The 16823-nt window shown below is 69.0% G+C and carries 21 protein-coding genes and 1 pseudogene; 12 read left to right on the forward strand and 10 right to left on the reverse strand.

Annotated elements, in window-relative coordinates; translation table 11 throughout:
• Window positions 1-33 precede the first annotated feature (33 nt).
• Together ACIRCZ_RS10730 and ACIRCZ_RS10735 are read left to right on the forward strand one after the other, a co-directional pair.
• Complete coding sequence (locus tag ACIRCZ_RS10730) at window positions 34-555, forward strand: adenylyl-sulfate kinase (protein WP_402852790.1); 522 nt, start codon at window positions 34-36, stop codon at window positions 553-555.
• 73 nt (window positions 556-628) lie between these two features.
• On the forward strand, window positions 629-1249 hold the full coding sequence (locus tag ACIRCZ_RS10735) for a TMEM175 family protein (protein WP_402852792.1): 621 nt from the start codon (window positions 629-631) through the stop codon (window positions 1247-1249).
• Between the two features lie 236 nt (window positions 1250-1485).
• On the opposite strand, the gene ACIRCZ_RS10740 is transcribed toward ACIRCZ_RS10735, so the two are convergent.
• Entirely contained in the window at window positions 1486-1890 is a 405-nt protein-coding gene (locus tag ACIRCZ_RS10740; RefSeq protein ID WP_402852795.1) for a hypothetical protein, read from the reverse strand.
• A gap of 102 nt (window positions 1891-1992) precedes the next feature.
• On the opposite strand from ACIRCZ_RS10740, the gene ACIRCZ_RS10745 reads away from it, so the two are divergent.
• Together ACIRCZ_RS10745 and ACIRCZ_RS10750 are read left to right on the forward strand one after the other, a co-directional pair.
• Window positions 1993-2517 carry an SRPBCC domain-containing protein gene (locus ACIRCZ_RS10745; RefSeq protein ID WP_402852797.1) on the forward strand — a complete coding sequence of 175 codons (525 nt, stop codon included), beginning with the start codon at window positions 1993-1995 and terminating at the stop codon, window positions 2515-2517.
• 61 nt (window positions 2518-2578) lie between these two features.
• Window positions 2579-3784 carry a GDSL-type esterase/lipase family protein gene (locus ACIRCZ_RS10750; protein ID WP_055897572.1) on the forward strand — a complete coding sequence of 402 codons (1206 nt, stop codon included), beginning with the start codon at window positions 2579-2581 and terminating at the stop codon, window positions 3782-3784.
• A gap of 78 nt (window positions 3785-3862) precedes the next feature.
• Here ACIRCZ_RS10750 and ACIRCZ_RS10755 read toward each other — a convergent pair whose 3' ends face one another.
• From ACIRCZ_RS10755 to ACIRCZ_RS10770, 4 genes are all read right to left on the reverse strand, one after another.
• On the reverse strand, window positions 3863-4072 hold the full coding sequence (locus ACIRCZ_RS10755; RefSeq protein ID WP_055897570.1) for a cold-shock protein: 210 nt from the start codon (window positions 4070-4072) through the stop codon (window positions 3863-3865).
• A gap of 240 nt (window positions 4073-4312) precedes the next feature.
• Window positions 4313-5227 carry a 5'-3' exonuclease H3TH domain-containing protein gene (locus ACIRCZ_RS10760; protein WP_402853612.1) on the reverse strand — a complete coding sequence of 305 codons (915 nt, stop codon included), beginning with the start codon at window positions 5225-5227 and terminating at the stop codon, window positions 4313-4315.
• A gap of 80 nt (window positions 5228-5307) precedes the next feature.
• Window positions 5308-5805, reverse strand: coding sequence for a hypothetical protein (locus tag ACIRCZ_RS10765; RefSeq protein ID WP_402852802.1), 498 nt, complete (start codon window positions 5803-5805; stop codon window positions 5308-5310).
• A gap of 90 nt (window positions 5806-5895) precedes the next feature.
• Window positions 5896-6825 carry an aldo/keto reductase family oxidoreductase gene (locus ACIRCZ_RS10770; RefSeq protein ID WP_055897567.1) on the reverse strand — a complete coding sequence of 310 codons (930 nt, stop codon included), beginning with the start codon at window positions 6823-6825 and terminating at the stop codon, window positions 5896-5898.
• Between the two features lie 120 nt (window positions 6826-6945).
• On the opposite strand from ACIRCZ_RS10770, the gene ACIRCZ_RS10775 reads away from it, so the two are divergent.
• Window positions 6946-7257, forward strand: a complete 312-nt coding sequence (locus tag ACIRCZ_RS10775) for a hypothetical protein (protein ID WP_055897564.1) — start codon at window positions 6946-6948, stop codon at window positions 7255-7257.
• Between the two features lie 17 nt (window positions 7258-7274).
• Here ACIRCZ_RS10775 and murJ read toward each other — a convergent pair.
• Window positions 7275-8840, reverse strand: a pseudogene (murJ, locus tag ACIRCZ_RS10780) (murein biosynthesis integral membrane protein MurJ).
• 182 nt (window positions 8841-9022) lie between these two features.
• Between murJ and ACIRCZ_RS10785 the strand changes: the two are divergent.
• Window positions 9023-9355: a YciI family protein gene (locus ACIRCZ_RS10785; protein ID WP_402852805.1), complete on the forward strand. Its 333-nt coding sequence runs from the start codon at window positions 9023-9025 to the stop codon at window positions 9353-9355.
• 22 nt (window positions 9356-9377) lie between these two features.
• Window positions 9378-9950, forward strand: coding sequence for a hypothetical protein (locus ACIRCZ_RS10790; protein ID WP_055897555.1), 573 nt, complete (start codon window positions 9378-9380; stop codon window positions 9948-9950).
• 7 nt (window positions 9951-9957) lie between these two features.
• Here the strand turns inward: ACIRCZ_RS10790 and ACIRCZ_RS10795 are convergent, their stop codons facing one another.
• Complete coding sequence (locus tag ACIRCZ_RS10795; protein WP_055897553.1) at window positions 9958-10209, reverse strand: YtxH domain-containing protein; 252 nt, start codon at window positions 10207-10209, stop codon at window positions 9958-9960.
• A 117-nt stretch (window positions 10210-10326) separates the two neighbouring features.
• Between ACIRCZ_RS10795 and ACIRCZ_RS10800 the strand changes: the two genes are divergently transcribed.
• Both ACIRCZ_RS10800 and ACIRCZ_RS10805 read left to right on the forward strand, forming a co-directional pair.
• Window positions 10327-10962 (forward strand): TOPRIM nucleotidyl transferase/hydrolase domain-containing protein, encoded by a 636-nt coding sequence (locus ACIRCZ_RS10800; RefSeq protein WP_235500546.1) that lies wholly within the window; start codon window positions 10327-10329, stop codon window positions 10960-10962.
• A gap of 72 nt (window positions 10963-11034) precedes the next feature.
• Window positions 11035-11547 carry a tetratricopeptide repeat protein gene (locus ACIRCZ_RS10805; protein ID WP_055897550.1) on the forward strand — a complete coding sequence of 171 codons (513 nt, stop codon included), beginning with the start codon at window positions 11035-11037 and terminating at the stop codon, window positions 11545-11547.
• A gap of 184 nt (window positions 11548-11731) precedes the next feature.
• On the opposite strand, the gene ACIRCZ_RS10810 is transcribed toward ACIRCZ_RS10805, so the two are convergent.
• Window positions 11732-12652, reverse strand: coding sequence for an AEC family transporter (locus tag ACIRCZ_RS10810; RefSeq protein ID WP_055897547.1), 921 nt, complete (start codon window positions 12650-12652; stop codon window positions 11732-11734).
• A gap of 93 nt (window positions 12653-12745) precedes the next feature.
• Here ACIRCZ_RS10810 and ACIRCZ_RS10815 point away from each other — a divergent pair, with 93 nt between their 5' ends.
• Window positions 12746-14275 carry a basic amino acid/polyamine antiporter gene (locus ACIRCZ_RS10815; protein WP_402852811.1) on the forward strand — a complete coding sequence of 510 codons (1530 nt, stop codon included), beginning with the start codon at window positions 12746-12748 and terminating at the stop codon, window positions 14273-14275.
• A gap of 23 nt (window positions 14276-14298) precedes the next feature.
• On the opposite strand, the gene ACIRCZ_RS10820 is transcribed toward ACIRCZ_RS10815, so the two are convergent.
• Both ACIRCZ_RS10820 and ACIRCZ_RS10825 read right to left on the reverse strand, forming a co-directional pair.
• Window positions 14299-15144, reverse strand: a complete 846-nt coding sequence (locus ACIRCZ_RS10820) for a TspO/MBR family protein (protein ID WP_402852813.1) — start codon at window positions 15142-15144, stop codon at window positions 14299-14301.
• A gap of 46 nt (window positions 15145-15190) precedes the next feature.
• Complete coding sequence (locus ACIRCZ_RS10825; protein WP_402852815.1) at window positions 15191-15985, reverse strand: putative protein N(5)-glutamine methyltransferase; 795 nt, start codon at window positions 15983-15985, stop codon at window positions 15191-15193.
• Between the two features lie 118 nt (window positions 15986-16103).
• Between ACIRCZ_RS10825 and ACIRCZ_RS10830 the strand changes: the two genes are divergently transcribed.
• Window positions 16104-16436 (forward strand): hypothetical protein, encoded by a 333-nt coding sequence (locus tag ACIRCZ_RS10830; RefSeq protein WP_055897535.1) that lies wholly within the window; start codon window positions 16104-16106, stop codon window positions 16434-16436.
• Between the two features lie 101 nt (window positions 16437-16537).
• Entirely contained in the window at window positions 16538-16807 is a 270-nt protein-coding gene (locus ACIRCZ_RS10835; protein WP_055897532.1) for a hypothetical protein, read from the forward strand.
• Window positions 16808-16823 lie beyond the last annotated feature (16 nt).

Genomic DNA, 16823 nt, shown 5'->3' on the forward strand with positions numbered 1-16823 from the left:
GTCAGCGGTCTCGACGCACGGAAGGATGAGTGGATGGATATCGAGATCCACACCGACGTGATCTTCATCGGCGGCCGTTCGGGAGTCGGGAAGTCCAGTGTGGCGGCGGAGGCATCGCTCATGCTGGCGGAAGCCGAGATCCGTCACGCCCTCATCGAAGGCGACAATCTGGATCAGGCGTACCCGCAGCCGTGGCGAGAGGGCGTCGACCTTGCCGAGCAGAATCTGGCCGCCATGTGGCGGAACTACCGGTCCGCCGGCTACTCGCGCCTGATCTTCACCAACACGGTCAGCGTGCTCCAGATGCCGTCGCTCACGGATGCGCTCGGCACTGACGTCCGCTCGTTCGGCGTACTGCTCACAGCGTCGGACGACACGGCAGCCGGGCGACTCGCGAAGCGGGAAATCGGCACGGCGCTTGCGGAGCACGTCGAACGCAGCAGGGCCGCGGCGGCTCGACTGGACACCGAGAGCACGGTATACCGGGTATCGACCGACGGACGATCCGTCCGCGACATCGCCCAGGAAGTGCTCGAAGCCGCTGGATGGCGCTAGCTCGAGCTGTTCAGGCGGGAACGAGGAACCGGGAGACGTTGGGCATGGCTGACCGAGTAGTGCTGGACGAGCAATGAACAAAGGGCGGGTCGAGGCGTTCAGTGACGGAGTCCTGGCGGTCGCGATCACGCTTTTGGTGCTGGATCTGCATCTCGACCCCGGCAAGGGCGGCAGCCTCCTGTCCCAGCTCGCCGCATCCTGGCCGTCGTTCGTGGCCTTCGTGGTGAGCTTCCTCGTCATCGGCGTCATCTGGGTCAACCACCACTCGATCTTCCGGCTGGCGACGACCGTAGACAGGGTACTGATGTTCTGGAACCTCATCCTGCTCATGTTCGTCACGGCCGTCCCGTTCACGACCGCGACGCTTGCTGGCGCCCTCGCCGATGGCAGCCCGGCCGACATCCGCGTCGCCGCCGTTCTCTACGGTGGTGTCGCGACGGGCTTCGCGGTGGCTTTCACGTTCGTGTACGGGCGTATCACCCTGGCTCAGGTGCGGTCGGGCTCGATGCTGCCGGTGGACCGTCGCCGCGCGCTCCGCCGATTCGGGGCCGGGATCGTGTTCTACCCGCTGCTCACCGGCGTGGGCGTCGTCTACGCACCGGCCATGTTGGTCGGAATCGCCGGGCTGAGCATCTACTATCTGTTCAACCAGACGGGCTCGAACGAGGGGCGTGACCCCGAAGCGCGGGGATGACTGCTGCGGCGTACCTGTCAGGGCGCGATCACGAGGATGGTGAGCACGACACCGCCAGAGGCGACGATGATGCCGGTCGCGCCATCGTCGTCATGAATCGGCGTTCTGCCGGTCCCTTCGGTGTGACCCCGCCAAACCCGAATGGGCCAGGAGCCGACTCCCCCCGTGTGTGCTCAGCAGATAAGACCGGCTAGCGGGGATTCGTGACGGAATTGTTTCTGAGACTCTTCGCCCCGTCAGTAGCGGCGGCGCAGGTACGCGCTCGCGGCGGGCGACCACATCATGATCCCGGCGGCGACAGTGAGCGCGAGCACGAGGATCCCGAGCAGGTCGCCGGTGAACAGCGACGGCAGCGAGGTGAGAGCGGTCAGACCGCCGAAAATCGTGAGGATGATGCGCGCCCAGCTGACGCCCTTCACCATGAAGACGGCGATGACGACCCTGAGGCCGGCGCCGATGATGGCGCCGACGACAGCACCGGCCATCACCGCCGTCGCCGACGAGCCAGACGCCCCTGCCTGCACGGCCACGAGCACCCCGACGATCCCGGAGAGGAACGACACCACGGCGCTGGCGATCCACAGCCAGAACGACGTGCGGAGGATGCTGGGTGCTGCGGCGATCGGGCGAAGATCGGACACGTCGGAGCCTTTCGAGCTGGGAAGGGGTCGCGTTCACCCTATCGTCCGCCCTGTCGTGGAGACCGTGGGCGTGGGAAGATCGGGCGCAATCGAGGAGGAATGGTGAGCGAAGCAGACGACACGGGGAGCGGGACGCGCGCGGGCGACGCGGATCGTGGGTTCACGGTGGTGCGCGTGCTGAATGCGCCGCCGGAGCGGGTGTTCCAGGCGTGGACGGAACCGGACATGCTCGGCTGGTTCTACAGCGGGAACGGCCACGTGGACGAGCCGATCGAGGTGGACCCGACCGTCGGGGGCGCATGGCGGCAGCGCATGGTCATCGACGAGGACACCAGCTACCTGACGGGCGGCGTGTACCGCGAGCTCACCCCCGGACAGCGCATCGTGTTCGACTGGGGAGCGGTCGACGGCTGGCCGGAGCTGCCGGTGGATGCGGCCGCTCGCGACGCCGTGGACGTCCCCCGCGTCACGGTCGAGCTCGTGCCGCTGCCCGGCGACCGCACCGAGTTGCGCCTGCACCAGGCGCTGCCGCCGCACCTCACCGAGGAGCAGGTGGCGTACTGGGACGGAATCGACTGCCACGCCGGTTGGTCGATGACGCTCGACCGGCTCCCTGGCGCGCTCTGACCGCCAGCGTGTCGCCGCCCGCACGCTCGCTGCACGCGCGTTACCGGGCTACCGTCGAAGAGTGCAGGTCGATTCGCTTCCGTCCCCGCTCCGCAATCTCGCGTCGCGGGTGTGGCTGTGGCGCGTCGCATCGGCGCGCTCGCGCACGATCCGACCGAGGGATGCGCCGCAGGCGTACGCTGCAGGGCGCGACAGCATCCGGATGCTCGTCGTCGGTTCCGGCCCTGTCGCCGGCTGGGGCGTCGGAAGTCACGATCTCGCCCTGCCGGGCGCGCTCGCCCGCGCCGTCGCTGCGACCACCGGCCGCGGTGCCGTCGTCGATGTGATCCCGGGCACCGACACGGGCGTGCGCTCGGTGGGCGCACTCCTCGACGACGCCGACCTGTCCCGGTACGCGGCGGTCGTCGTCAGCGTCACCATGACCGATGCACTGCACCGGGTGGCACCCGAGCGGTGGGAGGCCAGGATGCGCACGCTGGTCGGCCGCATCCGGTCGCGGACAGACGCGACCATCGTGTGGCTCGGCTGCCAGCCGATCCGCTCGATTCGGCCGTACGACAACGAGTACGGCGACATCGTGCAGCGCACCGCCACCGAGCTCAACCGCCGGGCCGCCGAGGTGTGCGCGAGTTCGGCGGCGACCGTCTTCATCCCGTTGGGCGCGCCCCCGCACAACGCGAGCGCCGGGCACCGCACCCCTGCCGACTACCTGTTCTGGGCACGGCAGATCGCCGATGTCGTCGCGCCGGATCTCGCCGACTCCGTCACCGCCATCCCACCGGCGCCCGCCACCGACCGGGTGGATGCGATCAAGCGGCTCCGCCTGCACGAGCGCTCGCCCGATGCACGGCTCGACGGGCTCATCGGCACCGCCAGGCGCACGCTGCAGTCGGACATCGCCCTGTTCTCCGTGCTGGACGACGAGAAGCAGTGGCATCTCGCGTCGAGCGGAACGGCGCTGACCGAGTTCCCGCTGGAGGAGTCGGTGTGCATCTACACGATCGCCACCGACGACGGCATGGTGGTCCCGAACGCGGAAGACGACCCTCGGTTCTCGGAGAACGCGATGGTCACGGGCCCCGCGCACCTGCGGTTCTACGCCGGCTACCCCGTCGAGGCGCCGGACGGCACCCGGATCGGCGCGATCTGCGTGTTCGGCCGCACGGCGCGCGACCCGACGGAGTCCGAGACGGATCTCGACGTGCTCCGCGAGCTGGCGCTGCTCGCTCAGCGGGAACTGTGGCGCTGGGAGCCAGGGGAGCAGTAGGCGGCGGGGCGGGCGCCTCCGGGGCACAAGAAACGGGCAGGGCGGCTCAGCCACCCTGCCCGTCGTACAAAGCGAACCCTAGAGGGCGCGAATGTTCTCCGCCTGCGGACCCTTGGGGCCGTTGGCGGTGTCGAACTCGACCTTCTGGTTCTCTTCGAGGTTGCGGTGGCCGGCGTCGCCGCCGACGATCGCGCTGTGGTGCGCGAAGACATCCTTCGTTCCGTCATCGGGTGCGATGAACCCGAATCCCTTTTCGGAGTTGAACCATTTGACGGTGCCGGTGGCCATATCGTCATTCCTTTATTCGTGTTGCGGGCCACGCGATGCGACCCGTCGACCACGCCTTTCAAGACGCGGACGGTGTTGCGCGAACCGTTCGGCGGTACGCGCGAGATTGCTAGCCCCTGGATGCGGTCGGCGGCGGATGCTGCGCGGAACCTGCAGGGGCGGATGGTGCGGTGAGTGTCCGGTCGGCAGCGGATCGCTGCGAAGAAACGGCCAGAAAATCGCCGGACGCTGCCTCAGAGCTTAGCGGTCCTTCTTGAGAGCGAGCAGTACCCGCTCCAGGGAGCCGCCGAGACCCCACTTCTCGGAGAGGGCGGCGAGGACTGCGAGCTGGGTGTCGTCCGGCGTGGGGATGCGCGCATCCACTGTCGGCAGGTCGAGGTCGCGCACCACTTCGACCACGCGCGGCGCGACCTCGAGGTAGGCGGCTGCGGCTTCGAACCTGGCGCGCATCGGCGCTTTCATCGAGCTGCCGGGGTCGGCCGCGGCGGCGAGGATGCCATCCAGGTCGCCGTATTCGGTGAGGAGCGCGGTCGCGGTCTTCTCGCCGATGCCGGCGACGCCAGGCAGTCCGTCTGAGCTGTCGCCGCGCATCACGGCGAAGTCGGCGTACTGCTGCGGCCGCACGCCGTACTTGTCGACGACGACCGACTCGGTGAGCGTCTGCAAGTTGCTCATGCCGCGCGCGGTGTAGATGACGCGCACGTCCGCGGCGTCGTCGACGAGCTGGAACAGGTCACGGTCGCCCGTGACCACATCCACGGGATGCGCCGCCCCCGTCGCGAGCGTGCCGATCACGTCATCCGCTTCGTGCTGCGCTGCACCGACGATGGGGATGCCGATGGCGCCCAGCACCTCCCGGATGATCGGGACCTGCTGAACCAGCGCCTCCGGTGTCTCCTCGACGTCCACGCCGCCGGGGTTCTCCTCGGCCACCCTGTGCGCCTTGTAGCTCGGGATGAGGTCGACCCGCCACCGGGGACGCCAATCGTCGTCCCAGCACGCCACCAGTTCGTCCGGCCCGAAGTCGGTGACCAGGTTGGCGATGATGTCGAGGAACCCGCGCACGGCGTTCACCGGCGTGCCGTCTGGGGCGCGCACCGTATCCGGAACCCCGTAGAACCCGCGGAAATACAGGGAGGCACTGTCCAGAAGCATCGTTCGCCCGGTCACGCCCTGATCCTCCCACGTCTTCGACGGCCAGGCACGCGTCTTCTTCACCGTTCCGGGTCCGTCGCCTACAGGCCGCCTCCGGCGGATGTTCCGCGGGAAAGGTTGAGCTGCACAACGAGCACCGCCAGCCCGACGATCGCCAGGAGGGCGCCTCCCGTGAAGACGGCCAGGCCCCACCAGGCCTCCTGCACCGCGCACTGCACACCGAACCCGACCAGTGCACCCAGGAACACGGTTGCCGCCCCGATCATGACGGGCTGCCAGGCTCCCGCATCCGGTTGATACGACCACCACACCAGCCCGCCCGCGATCGCCAGCCAGGCGATCAAGATTCCACCGGCATCGCCGAGCGAGGGCGCAAGGCTCATCATCAGCACAGGCAGGATGACAACGCCGATCAGGGCGAGGATCTCACCGACCCAGGCGACGTAGATGCTCCTTCTGTGAACGGAGTCGGACGTGTACCGGCGCCAGAGCCGCCCGGAGAGGGCGATCATGACGGTGCATGCGATCGAGACGAGAGTCAGCGCACTCCAGGCGACCAGTGGGTTGATGGTGCTCATTGGCCGACTCGATGATCCTCTCGGGCGCGACGGAAGTCGCAGACCGACCATACCGGCACGATGCCGACAGGGTCCCGTGAACGCTGCGCGCTACGGGAGGATGTGCCCCGCCGTCGTGAACAGGCGGTACCACTCCTCGCGGGTGAGGGGCACGTCGCTGCCCGCGGCGGAGTCGAGCAGGTGGTGGATGTTCGTGGTGCCGAGCACGACCTGGATGTTGGCGGGGTGCCTGGTGATCCAGGCGACGGCGATCGCGGCGGGCTGCACGTCGTACTTCGCAGCGAGCGCGTCGATCACGTCGTTCAGTTCGCGGTAGTTCTCGCGGTCGCCGAGGAACACGCCGTCGAAGAAGCCCTTCTGGAACGGCGACCAGGCCTGCAGCGTGATGCCGTTGAGGCGGCTGTAGTCGAGGATGCCGTTGTCGCGGTCGATGGACTGGTCGAGGGCGGCCATGTTCGCCGCGATGCCCTGCGCGATGATCGGCGAGTGGGTGATGCTGAGCTGCACCTGGTTGACCACGATCGGCTGGCGGACGGAACGCTTCAGGAGCTCGACCTGCCCTGGGGTCTGGTTGGAGACGCCGAAGTTGCGGACCTTGCCCGACTCGAACAGCTCGTCGAACGCCGCAGCGACCTCGTCCGGCTCGACCAGGGTGTCCGGGCGGTGCAGGAGCAGGAGGTCGAGGTAGTCGGTCTTGAGGGCAGAGAGCGACTCGTCGACCGTGGTCAGGATGTGCTCGCGGGAGAAGTCGAAGTAGCCGTCCCTGATGCCCACCTTCGACTGGATCTGCACCTGGTCGCGCTCCGAAGCGGGGATCGCACCGGCGTCGCCGAACCGCTTCTCGCAGCCGTGCCGCTCGTCGCCGTAGATGTCGGCGTGGTCGAACATCGTGATGCCCGCATCCCGAGCTGAACGCACCAGCGTGCGGATCTGCTCGTCGTCCAGCGGAGTGATCCGCATGAGGCCGAGGATGATGTTCGAGGTTTCGACGGTGGTGTTCGGAAGGGTGAAAGTCTTCATTGCCCTATTCTGCGCTCATCGCCGCCTTCTCCGCCCGGATGCATGACTGGGGCCGTCGCGCAACCCCTGTACCCCCTCGGGGAACGGTCTACCGTTCGAGTTCCGACCGACGGAGGAACCATGACGATTTCCCACGCTGACCAGCACGCGTGCGACCGCTTCCGCGCGGAGACACACCTCGAAGCCCGCCCGGCGGCAGCGCCCGGTTACATCGTGCACGCCCTCGGCCGCGAATTCCGGGTCAGCGACGAGATGGCGCGCATCTTCCTCCGCCAGGTGGAACGCGTCCTCGAGACGGACACCTCCGCCCTCGTGGTGCTGCGGCACGCGCACGGCGTCGAACTGCTGCTGGTGCGCGACGACAACGCGTTCTCCATCCGGCAGGAGGATGCGGTCGAGGCGACGCGGGATGCGCACGCGCTGACGGCGTGACGGGGTGATCTGGCGGCTCAGCGCCGTCCGCGTTGAAACAGCGCCGCCGCGGACGACTGCATAATCCGGTCCCCACAGATCCGGGTGACCGCCAGATAGACGACGGTGACCACAGACGCACTCACGACGAGCAGCCCCGCGCGTTCCCACCATCCGGTAGGCACATCGATCAACGTCGTCCGCACCAGCAATGCCCCGCCCCCGGCAGCCACCGTGCCGACAGCGCTCGGCCACAGCGGACGCAAGAGCTCCATGATGCGCACGCTCTCACCAAGTCGGCGCAGGGTGCGGATGAGCAGGGACGCGCTGACCAGGAATCCCACGAGGTTGGCGACCGAGATGCCGACCGCGATCGTCGGAACGGCGACGTCGGCTCGCACGAACAGAGCGACCACACCCGCTCCCGCCGTGATGATCGCCACGACGACCTGCGCGACGAGCACGCTCGCGCCGGACCGCAGTGCGAGACTCACCCTGTTGAGCGCGTACATCTGACTGAACCCGGTCATCCCGATCGCCAGCAGGGTGAGCACGTCCCCTATCACGGTGCTGTTCCACAGGACGGCGCCGACCAGGGCGCCGCAACCGACGAGGATCGCCGTGAACAGCCCGGAGACGAACGCGAGCTGCCGCAGCGAGGATCGCGTGTCCTCGATGACCAGGTCGCGTGGGCCCTCCTCGACGTGGTGGCTCATCTGGGTGAAGAGGGCCGTCGTCAGGGCGACCGCGAACACGCCGTGCGGGAGGAGCGCGACCAGGTACGCATTGTTCAACGAGTTGAGGCTGGCCCCGTCGATCCCGGCCGCGTGCAGTTCGGCGCCCGCGCCGTTGGCGACGTTGCTGACGACCAGGAACGCGAGCTGACCGGCGACGACACCGCCGAAGGCGAGCGCCGCCGTCCTCCCGGACCCGCCCATCCCGCGCATCCCGAACTGCCAGCGGATGCGGAACGGCAGGCGTCGGAGGTAGAGAACGAGGATCGCGCTCTGGACCGCCACCCCGAGCGTCGCGGCTCCGCAGAGCACGATGACCATCGGCGTCGTCCACGCATCGGGCGCCGTGTTCGTGGACGGGAAGGCGAGCGCGAACACGCCCAGCCCGGCGACGGCGACCACGTTCGACACCACAGGAGCCCACGCGAACGGGCCGTAGATTCGGTGCGCGTTGAGCACCTGTCCGAGCACGGTGTAGACGACGAAGAAGAAGACCTGGGGGATGCACCAGTACGCCATCGAAGTGGCGAGCGTCAGCCACTCCTCCGGCTAGCCGAACGCGAAGAGTCGGACCAGTACAGGCGCCGCAACGGTGAGGGCGACGGTGAGGACGAGCGACGCGCACACGCTGAAGGTGATCAGCCGGTTGATGTCACCGTGATCGCCTGCCCGGCTGGCGCGCACGATGTCGGGGACCAGCACGGCTCCGAGCAGGCCGCCGGCAATCAGGCCGTACACCTGCGTTGGCAACTCGTTGGCGACGCCGAACGCCTGACCGCCGACGGCGGCGCTGGTGCCGCCGATCAGCAGCACGATCAGCACGTTGCGGGCGAACCCCGTCGCGCGGGAGATCGTCGTCGCGAGCATCATGCTCGACACTGCTCCGCGTGGGCTGCGAGATGGGGCTTTCAGAACACCCGTCCTTCGTTCGGAACCCTCATGCTAGCGAGCCGAGGGTCCGAAACGTCGAATGCGGCGCGCTGACCGTTTAGTCGAAACCACCACGAGCCGTTCGACGTATTACCGTAACGTCACCCTTCAGGAGGCACGGAATGCGCTATTTGTTTCTGATCCAGACCGCTCTCGACGGCGAGCCGTACCGCGAGAGCGAGGACAACATCGACGAGTGGATCGCCGAGGTGGATGCACGCGGGAGGGAGGCGGACGGGGACCGTCTGCGGCCGATCGAGGAGGCGAAGACCGTGCGGGTTCGGCACGGGCGGCTCGACGTGGTGGACGGGCCGTTCACCGAGGCGAAGGAGTGGGTGGCCGGGTACGACGTCATCGACTGCGACTCGATGGAAGACGCCATCGACCTGGCGTCGCGGCACCCGATGGCGCGATTCGGGCGGATCGAAGTGCGGGAGCTCTGGCCTCTGCGCTGAGCGCGCTCGGTATCCTCGTTGCGTGAGCGAGGCAGGAGACGCAGGGCAGGCCAGCGGCGCGGACGCAGACGCACGCGCGGATGCCGATGTCGTCGCGCGCATCCACCTGGCGCTCGCCGACGCGGTGGCGCGCCTCGTCGCTGCCGGTGCGCGCGACGAGGCGCTGGCCGTGTTCGTCCCCCGCCAGCGCCGGATGCTCGTCACGCGGGAGGCGGTGCTGCGCCCGGTCGGGCGGGTGTGGCGGCTGGGCGTGCTGCTGCTCGACGGCGACGGCGTGCTGCGGGCGACGGGCTCGATCGTGCGGGCGACGGAGCCGGGCAGGCCCGCATACCAATCGCTGTCGGCCGAGACCAGGCGCGCGTACCGGGCGGCAGCGCAACGCGGCCACTTCCCTGCCGGGGAGACCGTGAACTACGACGCCGAGGTCATCGAGGTGGATGCGGACGGTCTGCGCGCATCCACTGGTCCCGTCTTCGTGCGCGACGGGCGGGCGTTCGTGCGGTGGAACGCCGCGACCCCGGATGCGGCCGTTCCGTTGGAGGCGTACCTCGCGGAGCGGGTCGGCCTGCTGGCCGACCCTCCGCTCGGGGCGTGACGCCGCTCTAGCTGGTGCTCTTGCCGGTGAGGTCGTCGAGCTTGCCGCTCGCCTTGTCCACGGCGTCGCTCACCCGGTCGCCCAGTTCGCTCGCGGCTTTACTGGCGAGGTCGCCTGCCGCGCCCTTCACCTGCTGCACGGGTTCGGAGTGGGTGAAGCCGCTGACCTGTCGCTTGATGGTGTCGTACGTCTTGCGGCCGGAACGCGAACCGAGCACGAAGCCGACGGCCGCTCCTGCCAGGAAGATGATGAATTTCATCGTTGTCCTCTCGATGGTGGTCTGTTGCACGCACCGTACCCGCGCCCTTCCGGATGCGACAGGGGGCCGACCGTCGCGGCGCGGCGCGGCGGAGCGCCTCGGTGCCAGAATGGCTGCGTGTCGGAGCCGTCGAGCGTCCGCCGCTCCGAGAGCGGAACCAGCGCAGAGGTGCGCGCGTTCGAGCACGCCGTCGCGGCCTGGTCTGCCGGGGACGCCGCCGCCCCAGCACCACCGGGGTCCGTCGACGTCGCCGTGCTCGTCGAGGGAGCCAGCGACCGCGCCGCGGTGGAGGCGCTGGCCGACACGCAGGGACGCTCCCTGGCAGCGGACGGCTGGGCCGTGCTCCCGATGGGTGGCGCCATGAGTGTCAGACGGTACGTCGGCCTGCTCGGTCCGGACGGGCTCGGGCTCGCGCTCCGCGGGCTCTGCGATGCGGCGGAGGTGCGATTCTTCGACAGGGCGGGGATGCGCCCGGCAGACGTCCACGTCTGCCGTCCCGACCTCGAAGGGGAGCTCATCCGGGCGCTCGGAACGGCCGGAGTGGAGGCTGTGCTCGACGACGAGGGCGATCTGCGACTGTTCCGGATGTTTCAGCAGCAGCCGGCGCAACGGCCGAGGACGGTCGAGCAGCAGCTGCACCGGTTCCTCGGCACCACCTCCGGCCGCAAGGAGCACTACGGCCGCGCGCTTGTGCTCGCCCTTCCCGCCGATCGGGTGCCCGGGCCGCTTCTAGGGCTGCTCGCGCGCGGCTGACCAGGGCCGCGCATCCCAAGGGTATCGTGGCCTCAACTTAGTGGCCTCAACCCGACAGGAACAGGAACCCCGATGGTCGCCCATGTCACCCCGCACCTCGAGCAGCGTCTGCGCGACATCTTCGACCGCAGGGACAGGCAGAACATGCAGCCGACCATCGACGCCTTCCTGGAGGTGCTGGCCGAGAACCCAGGCAACGCGTACGTGCTCTACGACGTCGGAGGGTCGTACGACACGGCGGGCGAGGAGGAGACGGCGCTCGGCTACTACGAGCAGGCGATGGATGCGGGTCTCACCGGCGACACGCTGCGCCGCTGCCTGCTGCAGTACGGCAGCACGCTGCGCAACCTGGGCAGGTACGACGAATCGCTCGCGGCCCTCGACCAGGCTCTCGCGCTGTACCCGAAGTCGGAATCGGTGCGGATGTGGCACGCGCTGTCGCTGCACGCGGCAGGGCGCAGCGACGCGGCGGTGGCCTCGCTGATGGAGCTGGCCGTCGACCACATCCGCACCGAGGACCTGCTGCGGTACGAAGCGGCGATCCGCGGCAACGCGGAGTACCTGCACTCGCTCGACCGCGGCTGAAGCGCTCTCGGCGCGGTCGCGGCTCGTGCGAAAAGTGCGGTCGCGGAGGCGCGAAGCGCACGCTCCGCACGACCCGTGAGCGGCGCGGTTGCGGCTCGCGCGAAAAGCGCGGTCGCGGCTCGTGCGAAAAGCGCGGTCGCGGAGGCGCGAAGCGCACGTTGCGCACGACGCGTGCGAAAGCGCGCTAGGCGAGCAGGGCAGCGATGAGGAGCAGGGCGGGCACCGCGAACAACGTCGTGAGCAGCACGATGTCGCGCGCCACGGGCATCCCGCGCTCGTAGCGGGCGGCGAAGTTGTAGACGTTCTGCGCGGTGGGCAGCGCGGCGAGCGCGACGGCCGCGAACAGCGCGTGCCCGTGCATCCCGAAGCCGAGCCAGGCGACGAGGAACGCGATCAGCGGCATCACAGCCGCCTTGATGACCGAGGCCGTCAGGATCTCGACGCGTCCGTGGTCGGCGTTCAGCGGCCGGGAGCCGTGCAGCGACATCCCGAACGCCATCAGCACCAGCGGCACCGCTGCTCCGCCGAGCAGGACGAACGGCTGGAACACCGCATCCGGCAGCTTGACACCGCTGAGGTCGACGAGGATGCCGAGCACGGAGGCGATGATCATCGGATTGCGGATCGGCTGGGTGAGGATCGACCGCACGGAGACCGAGCCCCTGGAGGTGACGTCGAGCACGGTGAGCGCGATCGGCGCGAACACGATGAGCTGCAGCAGCAGCACGGGCGCGACGAAGGAGGCGCTTCCCAGCACGTACACCGCGACGGGCAGCCCGATGTTGTTGGCGTTGACGTACCCGGCTCCGAGCGCGCCGATAGTGGTCTCCGCCGCCTTCCGCTTGAAGAACAGCCGCGAGAGCAGCACGAAGAGTCCGGCCGACGCGAGGGCTGCGACCGCGGAGACGACGAGCTGGGCCGAGAAGACCACATGCAGGTCGGCCTTCGCCAGGGTGACGAACAGCAGCGCCGGATTGGTGACGAAGAACGCGATCCGGTTCAGCACGAACGCCGCCTGCGGGCCGCCGATCCCCGCGCGCCCGGCCACATAGCCGACGGCGATCACGAACGCGATGATCGCGAACCCGATCACCACTCCGCCCATCGTCCCAGCCTACGGCCCCGGCCGCACGCGGTCTCCGTTCGGAAGGAGAACGTGCCGCGCAGGGCGGCTGAGTCCGTTCGGAAGGAGATTCGGTTGGGCCGCAGGAGGCGCAGCAAGGCGCGGCAGCAGGGCGCGGCAGCAAGGGCGCGGCAGGAGGGCCGCGCATCCACGGGGGCGCAGGCGAAAGTACTATGGATGCACGTGACCGCAACACGCAAACTTCCCGTTCTCGTCCTGGCCGGCATGGTCGTCGGCTCGATGGTCGGGGCTGGCGTGTTCTCGCTGCCTGGCACGTTCGCCGGCGCGACCGGGGCGATCGGCGCGATCGCCGCCTGGGCCATCGCCGGAGCGGGGATGCTCACCCTGGTGTTCGTGTTCCAGCGGCTCGCCGTGCGCAAGCCCGCGCTCGACTCCGGCATCTACGCGTACGCCAAGGCCGGGTTCGGCGACTACGTCGGGTTCTTCTCCGCGTTCGGATACTGGGCGAGTGGATGCGCGGGGAACGTCACGTACTGGGTCCTGATCGGCTCCACCATCGGCGCCCTCTTCCCCGCGTTCGGCGCCGGGAACACCGTGCTCGCCGTCGCCGTCTCGACGGTGGGCGTGTGGGGGTTCTTCCTGCTGATCAGGCGCGGGGTGCCGCAGGCCGCGTTCATCAACACCATCGTCGCGGTCGCCAAGGTGGTGCCGCTGGTGGTGTTCCTGGTGATCGTCGTGGCGATCGGCTTCAACTGGAACACCTTCACCCTCAACCTGTGGGGCACGGGCAGCCCGGATCTGTCGTCGCTGTTCGGGCAGATCCAGCAGACGATGCTGCTGACGGTGTTCGTGTTCCTCGGTGTCGAGGGCGCATCCGTCTACTCCCGGTACGCGAAGAACCGGCGCGATGTCGGGCGTGCGACGCTGCTGGGCTTCCTCAGCGTGCTGTGCCTGTTCGTGCTCATCACGGTGCTGTCGTTCGGCGTGGCCCCTCGGGCGGAGATCGGCGGGATGCGGGAGCCATCGGTCGCGAGCGTGCTGCAGGCGATCGTCGGGCCGTGGGGATACACGCTCATCAGCGTCGGTCTCGTCGTCTCCGTGCTCGGCGCATACCTGTCGTGGACCCTGATGGCGTCGGAGGTGTTGTTCACCACGGCCAGGAACGAGGACGCCCCGCGGTTCCTCGCCGCTGTCAGCAAGCGGAACGTCCCTGTCGCTGCACTGGTGCTGACGACGCTGCTGGTGCAGGCGCTGCTGGTGGTGACGCTTTTCTCGGAGAACGCCTTCCAGTTCATGCTGAGCCTGTGCAGCTCACTCGCCCTCATCCCGTACGTGCTGACGGCCGGCTACGCCCTCAAGCTCGAGACCCGCGCGGGCGACGACCCTGGCGGCCGCAGCAGGCGCGGGCTGACGGTGGCGATCATCGCGACCATCTACACGCTGTTCCTGATCGTCGCGGCCGGGCCCGGCTATCTGCTGCTGACGTTCATCATCTACGCTCCAGGCACGCTGCTGTTCGTGGCGGCCAGGCGGGAGAGGGGGCTGCGGGTGTTCCGGCCGTACGAGGCGGTGCTGTGCGTCGTCGCCGTGCTGCTGGCCGTCGCGGCCATCGTGGCGCTCGCGGCGGGCTGGATCACGATCTAGCCCGGATCACGACCGCGCCGGCGTCACGACCGAGCCGGGGTCCTCCCCCTCCCGCCCACCCGCACGGCGAGCGCGATCATCAGCAGCACGACCGCGGCGGCGATGGCCGTGATGGCGACGGGGGCGGAGACGAGTGTGCCGGTCAGCCGGGACACCCCGATCCAGGCGAGGCCCCACGCGCTGGCGATGGCCGGCGTCAGGCGACCTCTGTCCCAGATCGCGAGCGCGGCGCCGAGGACGGTCGCGACCACGACGAGCGCGATCCCCCAGGCGTGCGGACTCCAGCCGAAGCCGTCGAATCCGGCGGCGACGAGCAGGCTCGTCACGTTGGCGACGGTCGCGACCATCACCCAGCCGAGGTAGAGGCCCGTCGTCCCATCGAACAGGATCGCGTCGGCCGTCGACCCTCCGTGGATGCGCTGCAGCAGCACGAACGCCACGATCAGCACCACGAGCAGCGCTGCGATGAGGACGGCGGAGACCGCGAGCATCCCGAACTGGACGCTGAGGATCCAGGCGGCGTTCAGCAGGAGGGAGGCGAGCATCCAGTAGCTGATGCTGCGCTGCCGCGGTTTGGCGGCCTGCGACGGGAACGCCTGCCAGATCGCGTAGCCGACGAGGCCGAGGTAGATGACCGTCCAGATGGCGAAAGCCGGTCCGGCGGGCGAGAGCATCGTGGCGTCCGCGCTCAGCGCGCCGCCTGCGGCCTTGGCGATCGGGGTTCCGCCCGCCGCTCCCGAGCCGACGAACGCGCCGACGAGCGCGAGCACGGCGGAGACCAGCACCGCGACCTGCCGCACCCGGTCGGCGGCGACAGGGCGGGTGCCGATCGAGGCGGCCGCGGCGGTGGAGGTGGAGGCGGAGGTCATGCGGCACACGATATGCCTAGCCGGGCTAGACATCAACGGCGCTCCGTCACGCCGTAGCGATCACGACCGTGGTGTCGTATTCGTCGGAGGTCGCGATCCGAACGCTCAGCCCCTCCCGCTGGAACAGCGCTGCCGTCTGCGTCGCCTGCTCGCCGCTGGTCTCGATCAGCAGCGAGCCGCCCGGCGCCAGCCACTCGCCTGCGCCGGCGGCGACGCGGCGCTGCACGTCCAGGCCGTCACCGCCTCCGTCGAGGGCGACAGCCGGCTCGTGCAGCCGCGCCTCGGGAGGCATCAGCGCGATCGCGTCCGTCGGAACGTACGGAGCGTTCACGGCGAGCACGTCCACCCGCCCGCGCAGGGATGCGGGAAGCGCGTCGTACAGATCGCCCTCGTAGACGCTGCCGGCCGGCTCGATGTTCTCTCGCGCGCACCGCACAGCAGCGGGCTCGACGTCGCACGCCACCAGTTCCACGCCAGCGCCGGCCCTGGATGCGATCGCCGCCCCGATCGCGCCGGCGCCGCAGCAGAGATCGAGCACCACCGCATCCGGAGCGGCGAGTGCCACGGCCTGCTCCACCAGGAACTCCGTGCGGTGCCGCGGCACGAACACGCCGGGCGCGACGCGGATGCGCAGCCCGCAGAACTCCGCCCAGCCGATCAGCGGCTCCAATGGCAGGCCGGAGACGCGCTTGGCGACGAGGTCTTCCAGCTCCTGCGGGCTCGAGGCAGCCTCGGCGATGAGGCGCGCCTCGTCCTCCGCGAACACGCAGCCCGCCGCACGCAGGCGCGCGACGATGGCCGGGTCGGGGGCCGGGTCGGGGGCCCGCGCTGGCGTGGTCACGGAGGTCATGCTAGCGCCGCGGACAGGGGAGGTACGACAGCCGCCAGGCCCCGACTCCCTCGCCTCCGCGAACCTCAAGGCCCTTGACCTCCTCCCCTGAGGCGGTATGGATGGGTTCATGAAACGCATCCACTACGCGAGCGGGTCCCTCCTGACCGGTGACGCGATCGCCGATGTGCTGCTGCGTTACGCCGCGGCACTGGCGTCGAATCGCACGGCCGCCGAGGTGTCAGCTCCCGCGGTCGCGGAGGCGGGAGACGTCACAGAGGTGATGCTGGTCCTCGGGCCCGCCAGCCAGATCCTCGCGGAGAACGCACCGGGCATCGAGGAACTCGTCGACGACGAGTTCGTCGCAGCGCTCGAGGGGAAGATGGCGGCGCTCACCAGCAGGGCCGGTTTCGTGACGAGCGGAACCGAGGAATCGGACGGTCTGGATCTGGATCTGCTCTGAGGCGTTTCGCGGGCGACCTCTGAAAGTTCGTCCGATGCACTGGTGCATCCCGAATCGCCGCGTACTATCGCGACGAGACAGCAGAGGATACGGGAGAGGGTATGCAGGTGTTCCACGTCTACATCGACGACCTCCGGTTCACCTTCGTCGACCGCGCTCCCGTTGAAGAGCTGAAGAGCAACGTCGTGAAGGCCAGCCGCTCCGATGGAGACTTCGTACAGATCACGCAATCGAGCAGACCGCCGAGCGAGGTGTTCGTCACGAGCCAGACCAAGGTCAGGATCGAGACGGCCACCATTCCGCGCGACCCAGGCGACGGTGGAGCGGACGACGACGACGCATTCTGGTTCGACTTCGACTCGCTGAACTGATCGCGCGGCGTCCGAC

Source organism: Leifsonia sp. NPDC102414 (genome assembly GCF_044765685.1).
Lineage (GTDB): Bacteria > Actinomycetota > Actinomycetes > Actinomycetales > Microbacteriaceae > Leifsonia.

Bases quoted from the DNA above. Each gene is read 5' to 3' on its own strand.
- ACIRCZ_RS10730 (WP_402852790.1), top strand. From the start codon at position 34: ATGGATATCGAGATCCACACCGACGTGATCTTCATCGGCGGCCGTTCG.
- ACIRCZ_RS10735 (WP_402852792.1), top strand. From the start codon at position 629: ATGAACAAAGGGCGGGTCGAGGCGTTCAGTGACGGAGTCCTGGCGGTC.
- ACIRCZ_RS10755 (WP_055897570.1), bottom strand. From the start codon at position 4,072: ATGGCCACCGGCACCGTCAAATGGTTCAACTCCGAAAAGGGATTCGGG.
- ACIRCZ_RS10760 (WP_402853612.1), bottom strand. From the start codon at position 5,227: ATGCTTCTGGACAGTGCCTCCCTGTATTTCCGCGGGTTCTACGGGGTT.
- ACIRCZ_RS10765 (WP_402852802.1), bottom strand. From the start codon at position 5,805: ATGAGCACCATCAACCCACTGGTCGCCTGGAGTGCGCTGACTCTCGTC.
- ACIRCZ_RS10770 (WP_055897567.1), bottom strand. From the start codon at position 6,825: ATGAAGACTTTCACCCTTCCGAACACCACCGTCGAAACCTCGAACATC.
- ACIRCZ_RS10775 (WP_055897564.1), top strand. From the start codon at position 6,946: ATGACGATTTCCCACGCTGACCAGCACGCGTGCGACCGCTTCCGCGCG.
- ACIRCZ_RS10785 (WP_402852805.1), top strand. From the start codon at position 9,023: ATGCGCTATTTGTTTCTGATCCAGACCGCTCTCGACGGCGAGCCGTAC.
- ACIRCZ_RS10795 (WP_055897553.1), bottom strand. From the start codon at position 10,209: ATGAAATTCATCATCTTCCTGGCAGGAGCGGCCGTCGGCTTCGTGCTC.
- ACIRCZ_RS10805 (WP_055897550.1), top strand. From the start codon at position 11,035: ATGGTCGCCCATGTCACCCCGCACCTCGAGCAGCGTCTGCGCGACATC.
- ACIRCZ_RS10810 (WP_055897547.1), bottom strand. From the start codon at position 12,652: ATGGGCGGAGTGGTGATCGGGTTCGCGATCATCGCGTTCGTGATCGCC.
- ACIRCZ_RS10820 (WP_402852813.1), bottom strand. From the start codon at position 15,144: ATGACCTCCGCCTCCACCTCCACCGCCGCGGCCGCCTCGATCGGCACC.
- ACIRCZ_RS10830 (WP_055897535.1), top strand. From the start codon at position 16,104: ATGAAACGCATCCACTACGCGAGCGGGTCCCTCCTGACCGGTGACGCG.
- ACIRCZ_RS10835 (WP_055897532.1), top strand. From the start codon at position 16,538: ATGCAGGTGTTCCACGTCTACATCGACGACCTCCGGTTCACCTTCGTC.